Raw genomic sequence first — 21,409 nt, forward strand, 5'->3', positions numbered from 1 at the left:
AAAGAAAGAAAAATTCACGGTTTTTTTGTAGAGAAAGGCAGAATTTCGCCGAGGGGGAAAAAGTCGGGAAAAACCGGCGGGCGGAGGATTGTGATATGCGTTGGACCGCGCATAAAAGCATACGTAATACTGATATGCGCCGGCGCTTTTTGGCCGAGGCCGATGGTGAGCAGACGATGAGGCTTTCCCGATAAAATAACCGCCTCCCCGGGAAAACCCGGGGAGGCGGCAGGCAGCGGATTTAACAATCCACGCCGGCGCTTATTTTATTCTTCGTCTTCTTTCTTCTTCCTGAAGCCCAGGATCGCGCCGGTTCCGGCCGTCATCGCGCCAAGGATGGCCATAGCGGTTGCCGCGGAAACTCCGCCGGTCTGCGGCAGGGTATCCGTATCGCCGGCGACGCCGCTGTCATCCGTATCGCCCAGAACTCCGGAGCTGGGAGAAGGAGAGGGCGCAGGCGTGGGAGTCGGAGTGGGGGTCGGGCTGGGGCTGGGGGTCGGAGTAGGAGTCGGGGTGGGAGTCGGGGTAGGCGTCGGGGTAGGAGTGGGTCCGGGATCGCTGTAGATATAGACCTGAGCCGAGGCCTGGCCGTCAATCCACTCTTCGTGACTGTTGTAGAAAGCAGCCCCAACAACCGTATTGGTGTAGCTGGCCGTATGCTGCGCCGTATAGGTCACGGTAACGGTGGCACCCACTTCGAAGGCATCGTCATAGTCAAACTCCAGGGTGTTGCCATTGATCTCATACCCCGTCAACGTTGACGTGCTGCCGTTGAGAGTCTTGGTGACACTCACCAGGCTGAAGCTTGCGGTTCCGAAAATGGGATCCGTAAACTGCACGTGACACAAATCGAGATTGCTGGTGTTAGTAATAGAGGCCGTGTAGGTCACCGTCGTCCCATATGGTACTGTGACGATCGTGGAGCCGTTCACCAGTTTGGTAACCACGACGCCCACGCTGGGATCCGCAATCTGGACCGAGGCGGTGTCGGAAGCCGTAGCCGTCTTTCCGCGGAAGCTCAGGACCGCAGAGGCGGTGTTGCCATAGGACCCATCTTCTTTGAAGACGATGGTATAGGTGATGGTAACGGTCGCTTCCGAAGCCACTTTGGGATAGCTGGGCTCACTGACCGTCCCGCTGTTGAAGTTCAGGGTGCCGGTGGTGCCGTCCAAGGAGTATGTGCCGCTGTCCACAGTCGTGTCTCCGATCTTGACGACCAGATTGGAAAGCGTAATACCGGTGTTATCTTTGAACATGTCGTCGGTTACACTGATGAGATCCATGAGCTCGGTGTAATCATTCGTGATGGTAATGGTGTAGCTTACAGGCTCGCCGGTCAGAGCGGAGGCGGGAGAAACGGATTTGTCAACCGCAATCGTCGGAGTTTTAATGTCGACGGTGGCGCTGTCGCTCTTCTCCAGATCCGACCTGCCGTCATTTGCGGTGACGGTTGCCGTGTTTTCATAATAGACTGTCGCCTGAGTGCTGTAGATGACCTCGAGGACATCACCCGCAGCAAGGCTGAACGCAGTAGGAGTCGTGCGGAAGGTAATGGTACGGGCCGTGGTATTGACAAAGTAGTCCGTATCTTTGGTCAGTGCCGACCCGTTGAGGGTCACGCTGTAGATGGTCGCATCCGCGTTGAATAGCTGGTCAGTGAGGACCACGGAGCCGAGAGACGCCTCGGAGGTATTGGTAACCGTAACCTTGTAGGTCACCACATCCTTGTAGTTCACGGTGGCGCTGTCACCAAAGGACAGGGTGCCGGTGGGTTCTCCGTCGGCAATTTTCTTTACGATGCTCATGTCGGAGTCGGGATAGACCGTGATCTTGGCATCGTCGCCGGAGGTGACGGGAACCGTGGTGTTTTCCGGATTCTCCAGATCGGCGTCGTAGACCGCATTGGCCTTGGCGTAGTTATACTTATCACCGTAGGAACTGAAGGAAACCGTATAGGTGATGGTGATGAAATCATAGGCATCGGTATCCATCGGCTGAAGGACATACCCGTCGGTGAAGGTCAGTTTCGCGGTTGCAGTACCGTCTCCGGCTGTCAGAGTATACTCGGTGTCTGGAACTTCATTACCGTCCTTATCCGTCACGGTGACCGCCGCGGATTGGGCAATGACCTGGTCAAACATGGCATCCTCCACATTGTTGAGGACCACCGCCCTGTCGCCGGTGTTGGTCACTTTAACGGTATAGGTGACCGGAGCGTTCTTGGAGACACCGCCCACAGGATAGGCATCGCCGTTGGAACCTTCCGCGCTGAGAAGCGTACCCGCGGAATTATAGGCATCCTTCACGGTGGAGGTCGTGGGCGGATTGTAAGTGTTCGTGCAGGTTACCGCAACGTTCTGTACGGCAAACCTGACGGCCGCCATGGCGCCCGATTGGGCCGAGCCCGTGAACGCTATGCTGTCCGCGTCATTGGTGATTTCGCTTACTGCATATCCCGTCCCTGCGCGCAGTCCCGTGAAAGAGACCGAGGCAGTGGAGGTCGTTGTGATGGTGAAGCGATAGGTCACGGTGCCGGCTTCCGTATTGACTACGGGATTGGGATTTTCCGTGTCGCCGGGAACCAGCGCGCCGTAAGTTCCAGGGACAAAGCTGATGCTGTCGTCCGTCTGGCCGGTAAAGACCACTTCGAACTCATAGACGCCGCCGGAGATGACCGCCGTGTCGCTGACCGACTTGGTCACCGTCAGGGAGCCGGGGGTCACCCGGAAATCGTTGGTGTACAGGATGGTGACGGGACTCTGTCCGGAGTCATCCCGGGGAATTGAGCCTGTCACCAGCAGGTCGTTGACCGTATCCACCGCTGCGCTGGAGGAGCCGGCCGTAACCGCCGCAGAAGAATCCCTGGCGCCGCCGTCGGAAGTTTCTTTCACTTCAAACTTCAGGCCCACCGGCAGGTTGCTGAAAACCAGCTTGCCGTTGTTGGCAAGAGAGAAGGTATAGTGTCCGTTGCCCGCCACGGTATCCGCCGTTATCGAGCCGGTGGAGGGCATCTCGTCCGAAGCCAGATTGTAGCCGACCTTTTCGGTGTAGGCCGCTATTCCACTCGGGTTTTCATCGGAAGGTGCTACCGCCTCGTGTTCCACTTCCGTATAGAAGAAGATCGTGTAGTCGAAGCTTGTGGGAACACCAGAACTGTCAAGCGTAGTGAGAACGCTCTTGCTGATGGTCAGAGTCGCGGGGGTAAGATAGCTGTTGGTAACGGTCACCGTGTCCTGGTCTTTGTCGGCAATGGATCCTGTTTTGGCAGGATCGTAGGTTACGCTGTCGGCGCCCTTGCTGTCGGTCTCTTCGACCGTGTATTCTACGCCGGCGGGAATATTGGAGAAAGTAACCGTGTCGTCGTCAGCCAGGTCGAGATAGAAGGTAAGGGTTCCTGCAACCGTATCCACGCTCCCGGTCAGGTCGGTCACGCTGCAGGTAATCCCGCCAAGATAACCGTCCGAGAAGGTAACCGAGATGGGGTAAGTCATCGTACTGGAAGAGTCCGCATCATCCTGAAGCACGGACTTGCTCACGGTAAGGCTGCCCGTCTTGTAGGTATTCTTGAAGTAAATGGCGGGAGTAGCCGTAGCGTCCGCCGCGGTGGTAGCATAGGTCTGGCTCAGGCCCGAGGTCAGAGACGAGAGGCTGGTGCCGTGCTCGGTGTTATATGCCGAGTTGGCGGTCTCTGTGATCTCATATGTGGCTCCCAGGGGGATCCCTTTGAGGGTCGCCGACTGGCCGCCGTTCAGCACCAGAGTTCCGTCGGTTGAAGTGTGAACCGTCTTGGGGTTGGCGGTATCGTCATTGTATACATAGCTGAAGCCGGTGTATACCGTACCGTTCTTATTTACGGTGAAGGTAAAGGTGTCGCTGGGATTGCTGTCGGAGGTGACCGACTTGGAGATGATCATGTCGCCGGTCAGGTACGTGTTCAGCGCCGTCACCGTGCTGCCGCCGGATATAACGGTTCCGGTCTCCTGATTGTCGCTTCCAAAGCTGGAGTAGTACCCGGAGACCGAATAATCATCTTCCGTGATGGTATAGGACGCGCCCACGGGGATGCCGGTAACGACGACGCTTTCATTCGCTTTCAGGGTAACGGGGATGGTCTCCTGACCCGTTCCAGTCCTGCTGGCCGTCTCTCCGGTCACCGTATAGGTGTGGGAATAGGGAGACGTGGAGCCAATCACGATGGAGAAGTAGAATTCCTTATCGCTGCTTCCGCCCTGGATGCTCTTGGTCAGGGTCAGGGAAGCGGTGGGGATATACCAGTTGGTGAAGATTGCCGCAGTCTTCCCCTCACCGTAGGACACCTGGCCGCTCTTGGTGATGGTGACGGGCACATAGGTGTCGTCCATGCTCCAACCGGTGCCCGCATTGGAGGCATTCCCTTCCTTTACATAGAGGGTAATGGAGGTATCGTTTTCGCCAAAGAGGGTAGCGATCTTATCCATCCGGATCTGCAGAGTCGTACTGTAGGGGGAACCGGAGGGATTCGTGGTGGTCACAGGCGTCCCGGTGGCATCGGTGATCTTGCTGTATGCGGTTCCGTTGTAGGAATACAGCTCAAAGGGGAAGACCACTCCTGCGGGTTCGGTAACGCTGTTATAAAGAGTTTCGACATTCTTTGTGATGCTGATGGTCGCGGTCGGATAGTACTTATTGGTGAAGGTCACCATGTTTCCGAGGGAAACGATGGTCCCGGAGGGATCGCCGGCCGTGGTTGTCACATAGCCGTTGGAGGAATAATCGGTTTCAGAAACAGTGTAAGCGGTGCCGACGGTAATGCCTCCAATGACCACATACTGGCCGTTTGTCAGGGTCACGGCTCCGTTTGTAATATTGATGTCCTGATATGTATCACTGGGAGTGGCAGGCGTATACAGTTTGGCGGAGCCTGTGTAGTTGGTGAGAGGATTTCCCGTCTTCACATTAAAGGTGAAGCTCGAAATAGAACCTACGTTCGTGCCATCATAGGCCTCAACCAGCTTTTTAATGGTGAGGGAGGAGGTGTTGCACCTGAGCTCCACCCATCCGGATTTGGGAAGGAGCATGGTGACTACGCCGGCAGCATCCATGCCCAGGCCGGATTTGGGGACGTAAGTGATGCCGGCGCCGGGAACGTTGGTGATACTCTCTGCAGTAAGGTTGGTTCCGGTCCGATCACCGGTGCCGCCGTTCCAGCTGTAACTCTCATCGTTAAAGAAGAGCACCGTACCGTCGGTCAGTGTTATAGTAATGTCGCAGGTTTGACCGGATCTCGTGATGGTGGCGCCTGTATAGGTATAGGTCTTGCCGTCGCTGTTAGTAAGCCCTACAAGGGTATACACCCGGTTGCTACTACTGCCGGTTCTGTTGATCGTAATGTTCCAGCCACTAGTAGGATAGGTAGGGGCGGTTCCCGTTACCTTATCGTAATAATACAGGTTGGTACCCGAGGGCGTAAAGGTGGCGTTAGCGCCGGGGGCGGTGGCGCCGCTGTCATAAGCCGTCTTGTTGGCATAGTTGGTGTAGTACATGGTGTCCGCCACGGCGCCGCTCTTGAGCGCGACATTAAAGGTCAGCGAGGCGGGGGTCACCGTGTGCGGAACCGCAACCGCGGGGGTTCCTTCCAGGGTATAGTAGTTGCAGGAAAGTTCGGACTCGGGGATGATCCAGGTCAAAGTTTTTGAAGTGGTTCCGGAAAGCACAACCGAGACACCTGCGGGAGCCGTGGTCGTACAGGTATATATGCCGTCCGAATCCGGATCCGTAAAGGTATAGGTTCCGCTCTTAAGAACCATGGTGAGGCTGCCGGAAATCTCAAAGCCCGCGCCGATGGCTTCGGTAAAAGTTACATCACTGCCAGAGGCGAGAGGCGAGAAGTTATTCAGGCTGGAGTTGATGATCGCCTGGAACATGGCAAGAAGATCTGCTGCCAGAGTGGAGGTACCGGAATATGCTCCACCGGGCTGGGGATAATAATACCCTGTGGTGGTGGTAAATCCGGTGTTGGTCAGCTCTGTGGACAGTGGCTTGGATACTCCCGTTACAGCTGTAATGTTGGCCGAAGTGGGATTAAGGGTAGCGTTGGCAAGAGCATTCGCGCTGGTCCCATAGCCGATGGTGTAGATCTGAAGATCATTCATCTGGCTCTTAAGATACAGGGCCTGCACAATTGTATAAGCCGCGGCGGTGATGCCCAGGTTGGTGGTAGTGCCATTGGAGACAGAATCCGGGCCAACCCCCGAAGCAGTGGTAAGGTACCCATAGCCGTCCTGGAGCCAGCCGGAATCTCCATAGGAACCTGTGGGTATTCCCGTATAATTGGTGTTATAGTAGCAGGCGACGCCGTCGCTGAGGACGATCAGGATGGGAACCGAGGTGCTCCCGCTGTTCTTGGCACCCAGCAGCATGTTATAGCCCCGGTTGATGCCGGACTGGATGTTGGTGCCACCTTCGCCGGTAACCTGGAATATGGTAGTTCCATTGCCTGTTGTGGTGGATAGCGCAAAATCAGTGTTCCTCAGGGATACTAAGTTGGCGGAACCGGTGGAAAAGGTGACGACGCCGATCTTGTTGTTTGCGTTGGCGGCAAGAATGGTATCCACTGCCGAGTTGACCGCAGCGACCATGTTGACCAGTTTGTCGTTATCCTGGGTACTGCCGGAGATATCCAGCACGAAGACCACGTTTGCTACCGCAGTGGAATTCGTGACGCTGTTCAGGTTCTGACCGAGAGCCGAGAGCTTAACCTGGAACAGGTCGTCTGTGCCGCTAGCATAGCTCACGGATTTGTCGGTCCAGACCTGGCCGTCGGTCAGGGTCGGTACGGCGGTAACCGCATCCGCTCCCTTGGTCTTCACCGTCAGGCTGGCAGGATCAAAGGACGCCAGGCTTACAGGGACGTATGTAAGCAGCAGCACGGCGACCAGCAAAAACGATAACAGTCTGTTGCGTAGCTTCTTGTTTTTCATGATTTCACTCCCTCAAATCTTCCGGCCGGATTTCCCGGGCCGGTATTTCATACGTGTTTTTTCCACTTTTCCTGCGAATGTCAGAAACGCCGAATCGTTCAGACTTCCAAGGGGATCCCGACGCCGGGAGCCGATTGCAAAACCGCCGGAAAAAACAAAATCCGCATAAAATCGTGAGAGAATGCTCACTCTTTCATGCGGCCGGACTGCCTTTTCACTCACGGCGATGCCGCCGCGCGTGAAGTAGACTCCTAAGCTTTGCGTCCCTGCCTTTCGGCAGGTTTGCCCTTGTATTCAGTTTCGGTTTGTGGATAAATTCTTTCCTCTATTTCCAGCGGCTACAAAAAATAAACAGCCGCATTACCCGTGAGAGAATGCTCACGTGTCCATGCGGCCGGACTGTCATATCACCCGCGGCGGATTCCGCCGAGCATGATTTAGACTCCCAAGCTTTGCGTCCCCGCCTTTCGGCAGGTTTGCCCTTTTCGCCTAATCCTTTCAGTCGATGCGTGCCTCTGATCCTTACACTTTGCGACCAAAAACGCTGCAATAAACCTCCATTGGGCTATTGAGAGTTTTTTTATCATATCACAAAGATGTAAAATTCGCAACATTAATTTGCTTTATGGCATTAATTTTACTTATTCGTTTAATTTTTCGTTATTATGTAAATTTCTGTTTTCACAAGTCATTTCTTCCAGTATCGCCTCCTTCCTTCCTTCGCAGCACCGGGTTATCAGCCCTATTTTACTACTTAATTTTTACTTTTCAAGTATTTTTTGTAATTTTTTCTTTTTTGTTCCATTCTCGAGCGTTCATCACCTCCGTTCGTCCGCCGTTTTCCCGTTTCTGTCTGCGAACTGAAGATCCGGAATAGCTATCACTCCTTTCCCGGCAGTCTATCTCTCTTCATATCCTTTTTCCGTTCGGCTCATGCGCTGCGCTCGTCATTGTCCTGGTTCCGGCCGCGTTTCGGACAGGCTCCGCCGCGGAGACCAGACCTCCGGAAATTTACGCATGCTTCCGCCGGGGCTCTATACCCCATAAATTTCGGACATGCTTTCGCCAAAGCCTTCTGCCCCTGAATTGTTGGACACGCTTGCGCCCACCGCGCGTTCCCGCTGCGGTTTCGCTTTCGGACAAGCTCCCGCCGGCGGCTTGTGATCCGCCCGGATTTGCCCGCGCCCGCCACACGTCCCGTTCCATGTCTTTTGGAACCGGGCGGGCCGTTTTCCTCTTCTTCTGTTTTCATATTCATTCGGCGCTGGGAAGCTTTCGGCGCCGGCGCGGTCTTTCACCTCCTGCGCCGTGCCGGGGCTTTCCCCGACCGGAATGAGCGTATGGAATGGAAATATCCTTATGGGCAGGCTCACGCAAAGGCTCGGTGCCTTCGGAATTTTTGAGCATGCTCACGCGGGGGTCCGATGACCCGGGATTTTCAGGCAAGCTCGCGCGAGGCCGTAGGACCCAAAATTCGGCGCAGGCTCACGCCCACCGCGCATTCGGGCTGCAGTTTTCTTTTCGGGCATGCTCCCGCCAACGGACACCGTTTTCTCCGTCCGTCCGGATTTGCCCACGCCCGCCACAGGTCCTGTTCCACGTCTTTTGGAACCGGGCGAGCCGCTTGCTCAATTTTGCTGTTTGTATATTCATTCGGCACGGAGCAGCATCCGGCAGCGGTGCGGCGATTGTCACGCCGCAAGGGACACGGAACGGTTTCCGTCCGGAATGAGCAAGAATGTGGGTTTTCGCTTTTGGGCAGGCTCTCGCCGGAGCCTGCCGCCTTCCGAATTTTAAGAAGGCTTACGCCGGAGCTTCCCGCCCCGGGATTTTTATGCAAGCTTCCGCCGGGGTCCGACGCCCCGCAATGAAAAACTGAATATAGAAATGCTTCCGCAAACCAGGCGTTTCCGCCACGGTTTACACGCAGGAAAGCCGACGCCAGGATCTGCAGCCAAATCACCGCTTTGCGGCCGGTATCCTCCAGCCCGGTCTCCGGTCATTCTCCCGGGGACAATTTCCGTTTTCGGCGTTATCGCCCTCACCGCTGAACGCGGCGGAAAAACGGAAATAAAAAAGCCGTTCAGGTTACCTGAACGGCTCAATGCATATAGCATGAGATACATTTTCGGCAACCGGCTGTCTTAATCCTTCCGGATTTTAGACCCTTGGTTTTGCGTCCCTGCCTTTCGGCAGGTTTGCTATTATCGCTCTGTAACGATATTCAATTATATGGATACACTGTTATATTAAATCCAAGATTTACATTTGTCAACACTTTTTTATCTGTTTCGACTCGATTCTTCATTGGAAACACAGATATGAATTGCGCCGGAGCATAAGAAATGCTACAATAGCCTCATATTCAGCCAATCCCGGAGGAAATATGAAAAAGCCAAAGAAGTTCAGATTCACCATTGCCCGGATTCTCGTGATTGCCGGGCTGGTGGTTTTTTTGTCCGCGATGGCTTATGAGGCATATCAGTATCCCTGGTCCACCATATTCGGCGGAAGCCAGGCCGAAGACGCCGTCCCGGACCCCACGCCAATCGTGCTGGACAAGGAAGACGCGGGCGCCGACATCGTGGATGAGCCCGAAGCTTCCGTTTCTCCCACGCCGGAAGCAACCGCCAACCTGCCGGGAGACGAAACGGAAGCCGTCGATCCCCTTTCCCAATATGTGCAGCTGGGGATCCTTAAAATTCCAAAATTGAAAGTGTCGCAGTATATACTCGAAGGAACCAAACGGCAGATGCGTTACGGCGTGGGACATGTGACGGGGACCGCCGCAGTGGGCCAGGCGGGAAACTGCGCCATCGCGGGACACCGGCCCTATCCTTTCCGTTATCTGGACAAGCTCGTGTCGGGCGACAGCATCATATTAAAAGCAGACGACCACGTATACACCTATACAGTCTACGACAGCTTTGCCGTTTTGCCCAACGAAACATGGGTATTAAATACTGTGGATGGCGAGCCGTATGCCCTGACGCTCATCACCTGCACACCATACATGGTTTCCAGCCACCGGCTGATTGTACGCGCGCGGCTTACGGACGTCGACGGGATGACACCGGGAGCTTTCTACGGAACGCCGGCAGAGCCCTCTTCCCCCGCGGCGGAGGAAACCACATTGCCGGAAGCCACGGAGCCCGCTCTTTCTGTGGAAGAAGAAACAATCTCTCCTTCGGCGCCTCAGGTTTCGGAAGAGCCTTCGAGCGCGGCGGGGTTGCCGGTGCCGGAAGAGATTTCGCCTTCTCCCGATTCCGCGTACTCCGGCGAAGAAACGGCCGGCGAAGGAGCATTCTCCGAGCCGTCCGCGGCGCCTGAAACGGGTTCCACAGACGGCGGCGAGCCTCCGGCAGCCTGATTTTTTCGAAAATAAGCCATTTTATTATACAATTCAGCAAATTTTTGCTAAAGTTTTAAAAATTTTTGATTTAAATGATTGACAAACGTCGGTTTTTAGGATATTATGGTAACCACCAAGAAATATATCCTTATATTAAACACATACCGATACTAGCAAACCTGCCGAAAGGCAGGGACGCAAAGCCAAGGGTCTAAGGTCCAAACGGACTATGACAGCCGGTTGCCGAAAATGTGTCTCATTTATTTTAAATGGGCTTCGTTCAGGCAATCTGAGCGGAGCTTTCCTTATTTTACCTACACATACCGATAATGGCAAACCTGCCGAAAGACAGGGACGCAAAGCCAAGGGTCTAAGGTCCAAACGGACTATGACAGCCGGTTGCCGAAAATGTGATGCAGTCGTGATCACCCGTTTTGCATCAGATTTTCAGCCACATCTGATGCAGAACGGAGATGCTATACATGTTGAAAAATCGAATATCGAAATTTGCGGCTCTGCTTCTGGCGGTCAGCATGACCGTCGTCCTGGCAACGCCGGCCGCGGCAGCGGAAGAAGCTCCGCTGAAAACATCCTTCTACAGCGTCTGGACTTCGCTCCAGTCCCGGACCGGCACACTCCCGGCCGAAGAAACCGCACCTGAAAACTCAGAAAACACATCCATCCAGGAAACCATGGCCACGCCCGAAGTCACCCAATCTCAGGAAGACACAAGCGCAAAGACCATCTCCGAATTTAAATCCGAAGTGGTCCGGCTGGTGAACGAGGAGCGGAAGAACGCGGGACTCAATACTCTGACTACCATGGACATTCTCGCGGAAATGGCAGACGTCCGGGCAAAAGAATCCGCCGGGAGCTTTTCCCACACACGGCCCGACGGGACCAGATGTTTCACCATCTTTGCCCAGTATTCGCTTACATACCGGTCCGCCGGAGAAAATCTCGCCTTCGGATTCTCCACCCCCGAAGCGGTGGTGGAAGCATGGATGAATTCCCCCTCTCACAAGGCGAACATTCTCAGCGAAAAATATACCTACATCGGAATCGGCTACTACCTCAAGGACAACGGAAAAATTTACTGTTCCCAGCTGTTTTACACCCCTCAGTCCTAACGCTTTCATCCCTCCAAACATATTGCCACCGACAATGAAAAACTCCCTTCCGAAGGGCCTCCGGAAGGGAGTTTTTCATTGTGCGAATGAAGTGGAATATCGAAACCGTTTCTTTCCTGTAGTATCCGTGAGTTATTTCTTCGAAAAAGCGCAATAATTTCAGAATTCCCGGTTATGTTTCCCGACTAACTTTTATCGTTCTATCGGTCTTCCCTTTGCTTAGACTATATCAAATCGACCTTCTTTCCTCCGGTTCGCTTTTGGCACTTGAGCGGGGTACCCTAAGGTAATAGCACATAAGAAATTTCCTTTGGCCGGGGCGAAATTTTCCTTAATCCTGTCTGAAAGACCAGCCTCACTCGGGGCGGTCATTACGCAAGTACCTAGTCCTTTGTCATAGGCAGCCAAAACCAAGTTTTCTACCGCAGCCGCAACGCCCAGTATAGAGGTAATATCTTCATTAAGCTCTTCCTTTAGCAAAAAGGCCAATATAATCACGGGTGCGTTTCCTAAAGAGGTAATGAAAGATCCGGCCACTTTTACTGCTTCAGGATTATTAAAGACTTGCTCCAACTTGGGTCGGAACTTAATGTAGGTTTCTTCCATATACCCCAAATAGTCACTGCGCTTTTCTTTACTCATAACGGCACAAAAGTACCAGGGTTGCTGGTTGGTACCTGAAGGAGCCATTACAGCAGCCTGGAGCACCTCTCGCACCAATTCTTCGGATACCAGCTTGTCATCATATTTACGGATACTACGTCTTCCATAGAGTACATCATTAAATTCCATGATATTTCTTCCTTTGTGGGAGTTTTTATATTTACTTTATAAATGCAGATGCCTAAAAAGATGTTGAAATGGATACCCGCAATCTATAATAATTTCACGCCTGGTTCTGTTTTTTTTGATAGTCTATAAAACATCCATGTTGAGGTGTTAGAAAGCATTTGCCGCAGGTAAGGCATGCCGCTTTGACAGACGTGCCTCTTTCCCAGCGATTTGGTAAGTCTGGTTCCCGAATAAGTGCACGGCAAAGTGAAATAGCCTCTATATCCCCGCTGTTTAGAACGTCAATAATTTTCGTCGGCGAGCGGTATCCCCCAGCGCTAATAACTGCTGTGTTTACATTACTTGTAAGCCGCAGCGCATATTGTGCATTATATGCCTCATCTTTTCTTCCACCTTGCGCAGAGGTGGATGAAGCATCTAGTCCAATACCGGCACTTACTTCAATAGCATCAATGCCGCGTTTATCAAGCCTTTTGCAGTACCATAAAACATCTGGTTCTATAATCCCACCTTCTGCTACATCATTGTAATTGATTTTAACAAGTACGGGATAGCTGTTTCCGACTTGCGTCCTAATCTCATCATAAACATCAAGCAATAGTTTAGATCGACCTTCAATGGGTCCCCCATATTGGTCTGTGCGATGGTTAAAAAGCGGACTCAGAAATTCATTTATTAGATATCCGTGGGCGGCATGGATTTGTACGCCGTCTGCTCCGCATTCTTTACACCTTTGAGCTGCAACGCCATAGGCTTTCACAAGATCATGTATCTGAGTTTCTGTCATGGCTTTCCCCTTGAAAAGAGGGATATCCACATCAGAGGGTGAAAACGCATAGCCCGTACCGTCCAGTTCTTTTGCCTTGGCGCCACAATGTCCCAGCTGAACGACTATTTTGGAACCTTTTTTATGTACATCTTCAACGATACGCTTGAAACGCTCGCTAAAGCTGTCATCATAAATTTTTGTCATTCCAGCATGTATACAAGAATTTAGTGCGACACCCATCATACCTGTGATGATAAGGCCAATTCCACCTAAAGCGAGGTCGTCGTAAATTTGACCAAGTAAGGGTTCAATTTTACCGTTTTTAGCGCCAGCCGTTTCGATAGTAGCGCTGCGAATTAATCTGTTTTTTATGGATAAATTTCCGAGCGTTGCAGGTTCAAACATGGTTTTCATATAGTATCACCTTCGTTATTCATTGAAGCGCATGTGTAACAATTGCGGTTACACTTCTGGACAAAAAATTATTCTATCTCCAATCCGTTCTTTTCAGACATTGGTTTAAGCACTTGATATAAGGTATAAGAAGCCAAACTATCTTCAAAGGCTTTTTGCGCTGCAAGAAGAGGTTCCCTCGTGGTATCTAAAATATATGCGCCTATAGGGCATTGAGGATGGGGATTTTTATGCATATCGAAGAGACGATCTTCTTGTGAACGAACGGCATTGTAAATATCCAACAAAGAAATGTCGCGAGGATTTTTGCACAATTGAGCTCCTTTGATACCACTATGGGTAGATACAATTCCAGCTTTCTTTAATTGCGCCAGGATGCGCCTTATTACCACAGGGTTTGTGCCAACACTAAGTGCCATTCCCTCTGAGTTTTGCGGATCATCCTTAAAAAAAACTAAAATTGCAAGCACATGGACAGCAACCGTGAACTGTGTATTTAGACGCATACATATCACCTATTATAATTATGGTAATAGGAATGCGACTTGTCAATATATTGTTATTGGCTTCTTCACTATATTAAAGTCCTTTAAAAACAGGTTTTCTTTTTGATAAAAAAGCCATTACTGCTTCAAGATGATCCTTCGTATTACCCGAATCATCAAATACCCTCGCTTCTAGTTCACGATATTCATCATAGTCTTTATAAAAATGATCATATATTAATTTCTTTTGTAACGCGACCGTTAGCGGGGCTTTTTCCTTTAACTTTTCAGCGAATTCTTTTGTCGCTATTTGCAGTTGGTCTTCAGGTACAAGTTTAGTGGCTAAACCAAGTGTATATGCGCTTTCACCCTTAATGGGAGTGCCGAGCATCATTAACTCTAAAGTTTTCGACAGACCTACGATATGGTATAAGTGATATAAGCTTCCGGTATCCCCCGTTAATCCCACGCCTATAAATGCGGAGATAAGAGAACTTTTTTCAGACATGATTCTAAAATCACATGCAAGTGCTAGGCCGAAGCCGGCACCCGCAGCTGTACCATTTATCATAGCCACCACGGGCTTTGAGCATTTTTTCACCGCACCACTCATGCCACTGGTAATTATTGCATTCTCATATGATATATAACCTTTCGTCTGCATGGCCTTAACATCCCCGCCAGCAGAAAAATTTTTCCCGCTACCGGTTATTATGACAGCCTTAACACGCTCATCTCTGTCACACTCTTCAAAAACCTCTGTTGTTTCACGAAACGCATCAATACTAAAGGCGTTTCCTGCCTCCGGTCGGTTTAACGTTATCGTAGCAATTCCATCAGTAACTTCATAGATAAGTGTTTTATACATATTATACCTCCTAATGAATGTGATACGGGACTACAAGATATCTAACTGTAACTATTGTAGTTATAGCTGTGGATTTTGTCAATAGTTTTTCACTCCCAATATAGGCGGAATTTTATATTATTCTCTGCTTTTTATTTGGGGAAAACTTGCGTTCCTCTCAGCTCTCTTTCCTAAATCCTTAGATTGGATTTTTAAATTCCAGGGAGGGGACAGGCCACATATATGCGGCCTGTCCCCTCTTTCTCTGCTCCGTGCGCAATCCGTATCTTTCTCCTCCCGATAAAACCGCAACCATTTCGAAATACGCGGTCATTTTCATGACTAACTTACGCCCCGTACGCATATACATCGTAGTAACGATGAAAGGATACGGGGAGTGTTGTCATTGAAAGGTAATATGGAAGAGCGCGCCTGTGAGCTGGCCGTTTACATCATAGAGAATCGGGCAACCGTCCGTGCGGCGGCAAAAAAATACGGCATCAGCAAGAGCACCGTACATAAAGACCTGTCCGAACGACTGCCCACGTTCAATCACACCCTCTATCTGCAGGTCAAGGACATCCTGGAGGAAAACAAGGCCGAACGGCATATCCGGGGCGGCATTGCAACCCGCAGGAAATATAAAGGAGAATAACCGGCCTCTCCTTCGTTTCCGCAGTGTATTTTATGCTTGCATTTCCCCCTGCATTTGAATAAAATAGAGAAAACCGGCGGAGGGCGGCGGTTGGGAACCGCTTTATGCAAAAAGCCCGCCGGACCACTTCTTTCATTTCATCCCGCGGCGATAGCCTGTGTGTTATCGCCGCAGTTATTGTTGTCCGGAGGACCGTCTCATGAACAAAAGCGTATGGAAAGCGGCGGCGGGCGTCACCGTGCCGGTACTGATCGGGTATCTCTTCATAGGGATTGCATTCGGGCTCATGCTGGAAGGCGCCGGCTACGGCGTTCTTTGGGCGTTTTTCATGAGCGTTTCCATCTACGCGGGTTCCGGCCAGTATATGGGAGTCAGCCTTCTGGCTTCGGGAGCGGCGCTTTCCCAGGTGGCGTTCCTGACGCTGATGATCAATTTCCGGCATCTGGTATACGGGCTTTCCATGCTGGACAAGTTCCGGGATATGGGCAGGCGGAAGCTCTACATGATCTTTTCCCTGACGGACGAGACTTACGCCCTTTTAAGTTCGGCCCGCGTTCCGGACGGAATGCGCTCCAGGGACTTCTTTTTTGCCATAGCGCTGCTGGATCATTCCTACTGGGTCATCGGGTCGGTGATCGGGGGACTTGCCGGAGCCCTTCTGGGGTTCGACACCACGGGAGTGGAGTTTGCCATGACGGCGCTGTTTCTCGTCATCTGCACGGATCAGTGGCTCTCCTCCACCAATCACGTTCCCGCCGTCATCGGCGCGGGCTGCACGTTTGTATCCCTTCTCCTGGTAGGGCCGGGAAATCTGCTTCTTCCCGCTCTGGGCGCCATGATCGTCCTTCTTCTGGGACTGCAGGGAAAGCTGGACAAAACGGACGAAAGGCAGGGAGAGGCCGTATGACGCTTTCAACCGGACAGGCTGTCGCCACCATCGCCGTAATGGCCGGAGTCACCTTTCTCACCCGTCTGCTGCCTTTTTTGCTTTTCGGGCGGGGCGAGCGGCCGCCCGCTATTATTTTATATCTGGGCCGGGTGCTGCCGCCGGCCGTCATCGCAATGCTGGTGGTCTACTGCCTGCGGAACGTATCCGTCGCGTCTTACCCTCACGGGATCCCGGAGCTGATCGCCTGCGCCGTGGTCGTGGGGCTGCACGTATGGAAGCGGAACAATCTTCTGAGCATTTTCAGCGGCACGGCGGTTTATATGATTCTGGTGCAGTTTGTTTTTCAATGAGCCTCATCCCCCTGCCCCCTTCCCCGGGGGAAGGGGGAATTTAGACCGTCAAAAAACTATGTTTTTCGACGGGTACGGGGGAAGGACTGCGCCTTTGTGAAGGCGCGCAAAGTATGCCTTGCGGAAAATGAATTCCCGCAAGGCATTGGGATTTCATCTTTTTTGAATTTCGGTCACGGAGCGTAACACGAAATCCAAAAAGCTTTTCGCCGTTGGCAAAAAGGACGATGGGACTTTTTCGACAGGCTGCATTCTCCTTCCTCCTTCCCCGGGGGAGGGGGATGCTGAATTAAGCAGGGACGCAAAAAGCTCACGCTTTTTGCGTCCCCCTGTATTATTCTGGGAATCTACCGCTCAGTCTTCTCCGATCTGTTTCAGAGGCGGGCCGGAAAAATGGTATACCCTGTCGGCCAGAAGACGGATGTCCTCCTCCTCGTGGGTCACCAGGATCACGGGAACGCCCGCGTTCCGGATGAGAGGATACAGGCGTTTTTTCAGTTCCTCGTCCATTCCCAGGAAGGGTTCGTCCAAAACCAGGAGACGTCCCCCATAAGCCAGCGCCCGGACCAGGGCAACTCGGCGGCGCATCCCGCCGGAGAGCTCCGCGGGATACCGCCCGGCCTCGTTTCCCAGCTCCACCCGCCGAAGCCATTCCAGGGCTTCCTTTTCTTCCAGCCCGGGGAGAATCGTCAGGTTCTGCAGGGCCGTCTTCCAGGGGAGCAGCCGGTCCTCCTGAAAAACCACGGCGCAGTCTCCGGGGGCAACGCCCTCCACTTTCCCGGCGTCAGGCTCCTGCAGGCCGACCAGAACCCGCAGGAGGGTCGTTTTTCCGCAGCCGGAGGGACCTTTCAGACAGGTAATCCCTTCCTCCGGCAGCCGAAGGGTAAAATCGGACAGGACCGGTTTGTCACCGAAACTCACAGAGACATTCCGAAATTCAATCACAGGCCCCGCCTCCTTCCAACCCTGCCGCGGCTCATGCGGCCGAAGAGGCGGGTGAGCAGCGTCTCCAGGAGCAGGCTCAGGACGATCACCACGATGGTCCAGGCAAAGAGGGAGGGCGTCTCCAGGTATATCTTGGAGTAATACACCTGGGTGCCCACGGCGGCCTTGGGCAGGCAGAGAACCTCGGCGGCAATCCCCGCCTTCCAGGCAAGACCCATGGCGTTGATGCAGCCACCTGCAATATAGGGGAGAACCGACGGCAGATATACGTCCCTCGCCGTTCTGAACCATCCGATCCGAAACACCCGGGCCATCTCCAGAAGGTTTCCGTCGGTTTCCCGAATTCCACGGACCGTGTTTTCCCAAACCACGGGGATCACCATGAGGACGGCGATGAAAACCGGGACCGTGTCGGTGCGGACCCAGAGCAAAATCAGAATGATGAAGGAGACCACGGGGGTGGCCCTCACCATCCGAATCACCGGGCCGATGAGATAGTCCGCCGGGGAAAGAAAGGCCGTCAGGCCGGCAAGCCCGATCCCCAGGACCGCGCCCAGCACAAAGCCCCGGAAAATGCGGTAGAGAGACTGAAGGGCGGCGTACCAAAAGGCCGGCTCCCGGCCCAGGGCAAGAAGCGTGCGCAGGACGGCGAGAGGGGTAGGAACCAGAAGTTCCTGCCCCACCGCGTACGCGCACAGCTGCCACAGGACGACCCAGAAGGCCGCCGCCGCCAGCCGCTTTAAAACCGCTTCAAGAGCGTATGTTTTTTTACTTCGTGTAATAGATTCCATCGTCAGGCAGGGTGCCGCCCACGGAGGCGGGATCGGCATCAAACAGGACCTGGAAGTAAGCATCCAGGCTGGTCTTCATGTCGTCGCCCGTTAAAAACACCAGGTTGCTGTCCGGAATGGCGGCGGCGGCAATGGCCTCGCTCCCCGTGATTCCATATTGATATATCAGCTTCGCCGCCTCGTCGGAATTCCCGGTCACATAGGAAATGGAATCGGAATACTCCGACAAAAAGGCCTCCAGAGCTTCCGGGTGCTCTTCGGCAAAGGTCTTTTGGACGACAATGCAGCCCTGGGTGAGAACGCCGCCGTCTTCACCCACCGCTTTTTCCCACTCATCCGAGAGGTTCAGCGCGGCGCGGACGGAGCTGTTTTTCAGAAGGACGCCGGTGGCCGCAGGCACCGGAAGCATGGCGATCTCCGCGCCGCCGGAAGCCATCAAGGCGGCCAGTTCCTCGCTGGCTTTATATTCAATCGTGACGTCGACGCCGGGTTCCAGGCCGTTTTTCCGGAGCAGATAGTTCAGAACGTATTCGGGATTGGAGCCCTGGCCGGTGGCATATATCGTCTTGCCCCGGAGGTCCTCCATGGAGTGCACGGTATCCCCGTTTTCCAGGATATACAAAACGCCCAGGGTGTTGACCGCGGCAATCTGCACCTTTCCCCCGGTCTTGTTATACAGCACAGCAGCAAGATTGGTGGGGACGGCGGCGATATCCAGCTCTCCGCTGATGATCTTTCCGGTGATTTGCTCGGGGGCGGTAGCCACCGTGAAATCGTACTCGTTGGCGGCGGTGCCGTCGTCATTCTTCTGCATCAGCTCCACGGCGCCCATTCCGGTAGGTCCCGCCAGCATGGCGATACTGACCTTTGTTTTTTCCACCGGGGTGGGGCTGGGGGTGGGCGTAGAGGCGGTCCCGCCGGCGCAGCCGGACAGGAGGCCGGCGGCTATAGACGCCGCTACGAGCAGATGCAACCATTTCTTCTTCATTTGACAGTCTCCTTTTTCATTCTATAGGTAGCTCCGTTCCGCCCGCCTGAGGCGGGCGAAATCACAGATTGCGGAGCGCTTCCACATCGGAAATATAGATGGTCCTTCCCTCCTGCCGGATGAGGCCCGCCTCCTCCAGCTCGCGAAAGGCCCGGTACAAAGACGCCCGGCCCAGATCCAATGATTCCGCCAGAGCGGTCACACTGCGGTTGAGCCGTATCTCCGCCGTTCCTCGGACCTGCTCCGTGCCCCCCGCAAGAAAAAACGCCAGTTTCCCCGCCGCATTCCCCGCGGCCAGACCTTCGATCCTGTCATTGAGAAACCGGATCCTGCCGGACAGAAAGCACATATAGTTGGTCACAATCCGAAAATCTTCCTGCATGAGGTCCGACACGAGTTCCTGCGGGAAAAAGACTATCCTGGTCAGCTCCCGGGCGGAGAGCACCGTGACATACCGTTCCGTCTCGTTGAACAGGGCGGCGGCGCCGAAAAGGCTCCCCGTTTCCAGGATGCTGAGCATCAGGCCCCGGCCGTCCTCGCCGCCCTTGTGCACCTCCACGGAGCCCCGAAGCAGAACCCCCAGGCTTTTCCGGAAGTGCGTCCTGTCGTATATCACTTCGCCCTTTTGGAACACGCCGATACGGCACCTTGCATCCTCCGCGGCCCGCTTCACCCGCTCGGGAGAAACGCCGGAGAACAGAAAGGTGCCCTTCAGCAATTCCAGATCCGCTTCTGTCCATTGATTCAGTTTCATAATTTGCCTCATTATTGTCTCATATGATACATTTATATTATACTTACTTCTACTTCCGCTGTCAATCCGTCAAGCCTGATAATTTTCCGCATTTGAGTTTCTTAATTAAAAATAAAATCGATCTTACAGCACTTGTAGAACCGGACGGGCTTGTATATACTAGGAGTTGTCGCACAAGGGGGCGCGGAAGGAGAGTATCATGACATGGCAAACGGGAGACGGCAGAAAAAAAGGCGGGCAAGACGATGGCTTCTTCTGATCCCTGTCTGTATCATTGTTGTGTGCGTCATCGCATTTCAGCTGCTGGTGAGGGCTCCGGAAACACCGCCGGATCTGACGTCCATCTCGGTGACGGATAACCCGGAAACCAGCGTTACGGAAGTCCCGGCATTGCGCAAGAGCAACTTTTACACCTTTCTGCTGTGCGGCACGGACGACGGAAACGGGGGCACCGATACCATCATGGTAGCCTCCTACGACACAAAAAACCAGGAGGTCAACGTCGTCAGCGTCCCCCGGGACACCCTCGTGGATGTCAGCTGGGACACGAAAAAGATCAACAGCACGTATAATTACGGAGGCACGGAGCTTTTAAAGCAGGAGCTGTCCCGCATCCTGGGTTTCACGCCGGACTTCACCATCAAGGTGGATCTGCAGGGATTCGTGGATATTGTGGACAAGGTGGGGGGCGTGGACTTCTATGTGCCAACGGACATGTCCTGGCCCGATCCCTACATCGATTTAAAGGAAGGGCAGCAGACCCTGGACGGCGAGCACGCCCTGATGCTGGTTCGGATGCGGCACTGCTACGCAACGCAGGACCTGGGCAGGATCGAAACCCAGCAGGCCTTCCTCAAGGCACTGGTGCAGCAGACGCTTAAAATTTCCAACGCCACCAAAATCGCGGAATTCGCCCAAATCTTTAAGGATTACGTAACCACGGATCTCTCCGCCGGGAACCTCATCTGGTTCGGGAAAGAGGCTCTGGGCCTGGACATGGACAACGTGCACTTTTATACTCTCCCGGGAGACGGCTCGGGATACTACAACGGAATCTCCTATTTTATTCTGGAGCCGGAGAAAACCCTCGCCCTGGTGAACCGCACCGTCAATCCCTTCACGGCGGATATCCCAGAGGACCAGATCCATATATTTACCGGGGAATAGAAAATTCAATCATCCCCCTTCTTCGGGGAAGAGGAAAAGATATGGCGGGGAATATGAAAAACTGTGTTTTTCATATTCCCCGCCATTAAAATTCAGACGCAGCCGGGATTGGCGGCCACTCG

The 21,409-nt window shown here is 53.3% G+C and carries 15 protein-coding genes and 5 riboswitches; of the genes, 6 read left to right on the plus strand and 9 right to left on the minus strand.

Translation table 11 applies throughout. The features are described 5' to 3' along the window. Nucleotides 1-266: 266 nt before the first annotated feature. Nucleotides 267-6,959, minus strand: a complete 6,693-nt coding sequence (locus B9A13_RS05435; protein WP_084234044.1) for a DUF7601 domain-containing protein — start codon at nt 6,957-6,959, stop codon at nt 267-269. A 193-nt stretch (nt 6,960-7,152) separates the two neighbouring features. Then, nucleotides 7,153-7,256: riboswitch (cyclic di-GMP riboswitch) on the minus strand. A gap of 89 nt (nt 7,257-7,345) precedes the next feature. Further along, a riboswitch (cyclic di-GMP riboswitch) is annotated at nt 7,346-7,450 on the minus strand. A 1,636-nt stretch (nt 7,451-9,086) separates the two neighbouring features. Next, nucleotides 9,087-9,172: riboswitch (cyclic di-GMP riboswitch) on the minus strand. A 173-nt stretch (nt 9,173-9,345) separates the two neighbouring features. Here B9A13_RS05435 and B9A13_RS05445 point away from each other — a divergent pair. Both B9A13_RS05445 and B9A13_RS05450 read left to right on the plus strand, forming a co-directional pair. After that, nucleotides 9,346-10,329 (plus strand): class D sortase, encoded by a 984-nt coding sequence (locus B9A13_RS05445; RefSeq protein WP_084234046.1) that lies wholly within the window; start codon nt 9,346-9,348, stop codon nt 10,327-10,329. 144 nt (nt 10,330-10,473) lie between these two features. Further along, a riboswitch (cyclic di-GMP riboswitch) is annotated at nt 10,474-10,559 on the plus strand. A 73-nt stretch (nt 10,560-10,632) separates the two neighbouring features. Then, a riboswitch (cyclic di-GMP riboswitch) is annotated at nt 10,633-10,718 on the plus strand. A 75-nt stretch (nt 10,719-10,793) separates the two neighbouring features. Beyond that, entirely contained in the window at nt 10,794-11,441 is a 648-nt protein-coding gene (locus B9A13_RS05450) for a CAP domain-containing protein (RefSeq protein WP_159448036.1), read from the plus strand. Nucleotides 11,442-11,660: 219 nt separating this feature from the next. Here B9A13_RS05450 and B9A13_RS05455 read toward each other — a convergent pair whose 3' ends face one another. The 4 genes from B9A13_RS05455 to B9A13_RS05470 form a co-directional block, all read right to left on the minus strand. Then, nucleotides 11,661-12,233, minus strand: a complete 573-nt coding sequence (locus B9A13_RS05455) for a nitroreductase family protein (RefSeq protein WP_084234048.1) — start codon at nt 12,231-12,233, stop codon at nt 11,661-11,663. 94 nt (nt 12,234-12,327) lie between these two features. After that, complete coding sequence (locus B9A13_RS05460) at nt 12,328-13,416, minus strand: oxidoreductase (RefSeq protein WP_084234049.1); 1,089 nt, start codon at nt 13,414-13,416, stop codon at nt 12,328-12,330. A gap of 68 nt (nt 13,417-13,484) precedes the next feature. Further along, nucleotides 13,485-13,922, minus strand: coding sequence for an Rrf2 family transcriptional regulator (locus B9A13_RS05465; RefSeq protein ID WP_084234050.1), 438 nt, complete (start codon nt 13,920-13,922; stop codon nt 13,485-13,487). Between the two features lie 73 nt (nt 13,923-13,995). Continuing rightward, on the minus strand, nt 13,996-14,769 hold the full coding sequence (locus B9A13_RS05470) for an enoyl-CoA hydratase/isomerase family protein (RefSeq protein WP_084234051.1): 774 nt from the start codon (nt 14,767-14,769) through the stop codon (nt 13,996-13,998). Nucleotides 14,770-15,154: 385 nt separating this feature from the next. Between B9A13_RS05470 and spoIIID the strand changes: the two genes are divergently transcribed. From spoIIID to B9A13_RS05485, 3 genes are all read left to right on the plus strand, one after another. Next, on the plus strand, nt 15,155-15,403 hold the full coding sequence (gene spoIIID / locus B9A13_RS05475) for a sporulation transcriptional regulator SpoIIID (RefSeq protein ID WP_084234052.1): 249 nt from the start codon (nt 15,155-15,157) through the stop codon (nt 15,401-15,403). Between the two features lie 199 nt (nt 15,404-15,602). Further along, nucleotides 15,603-16,310: an AzlC family ABC transporter permease gene (locus tag B9A13_RS05480; RefSeq protein ID WP_084234053.1), complete on the plus strand. Its 708-nt coding sequence runs from the start codon at nt 15,603-15,605 to the stop codon at nt 16,308-16,310. After that, nucleotides 16,307-16,642 carry a branched-chain amino acid transporter permease gene (locus B9A13_RS05485; RefSeq protein WP_084234054.1) on the plus strand — a complete coding sequence of 112 codons (336 nt, stop codon included), beginning with the start codon at nt 16,307-16,309 and terminating at the stop codon, nt 16,640-16,642. Before B9A13_RS05480 ends, B9A13_RS05485 begins: the two co-directional genes overlap by 4 nt. A 354-nt stretch (nt 16,643-16,996) precedes the next feature. Here the strand turns inward: B9A13_RS05485 and B9A13_RS05490 are convergent, their stop codons facing one another. From B9A13_RS05490 to B9A13_RS05505, 4 genes are all read right to left on the minus strand, one after another. After that, nucleotides 16,997-17,587 carry an ABC transporter ATP-binding protein gene (locus tag B9A13_RS05490; RefSeq protein WP_084234055.1) on the minus strand — a complete coding sequence of 197 codons (591 nt, stop codon included), beginning with the start codon at nt 17,585-17,587 and terminating at the stop codon, nt 16,997-16,999. After that, nucleotides 17,584-18,378: an ABC transporter permease gene (locus B9A13_RS05495; RefSeq protein ID WP_084234056.1), complete on the minus strand. Its 795-nt coding sequence runs from the start codon at nt 18,376-18,378 to the stop codon at nt 17,584-17,586. The genes B9A13_RS05490 and B9A13_RS05495 overlap by 4 nt, the downstream gene beginning before the upstream one ends. After that, nucleotides 18,356-19,366, minus strand: coding sequence for an ABC transporter substrate-binding protein (locus tag B9A13_RS05500; protein ID WP_084234057.1), 1,011 nt, complete (start codon nt 19,364-19,366; stop codon nt 18,356-18,358). The genes B9A13_RS05495 and B9A13_RS05500 overlap by 23 nt, the downstream gene beginning before the upstream one ends. Before the next feature lie 61 nt (nt 19,367-19,427). Next, nucleotides 19,428-20,120, minus strand: a complete 693-nt coding sequence (locus B9A13_RS05505) for a Crp/Fnr family transcriptional regulator (RefSeq protein ID WP_159448037.1) — start codon at nt 20,118-20,120, stop codon at nt 19,428-19,430. A 204-nt stretch (nt 20,121-20,324) separates the two neighbouring features. Here B9A13_RS05505 and B9A13_RS05510 point away from each other — a divergent pair, with 204 nt between their 5' ends. After that, complete coding sequence (locus B9A13_RS05510; protein ID WP_084234059.1) at nt 20,325-21,287, plus strand: LCP family protein; 963 nt, start codon at nt 20,325-20,327, stop codon at nt 21,285-21,287. The last annotated feature ends 122 nt before the right edge of the window (nt 21,288-21,409 follow it).

Origin of the sequence: Papillibacter cinnamivorans DSM 12816, assembly GCF_900176335.1 — a bacterium.
GTDB lineage: Bacteria > Bacillota > Clostridia > Oscillospirales > Oscillospiraceae > Papillibacter > Papillibacter cinnamivorans.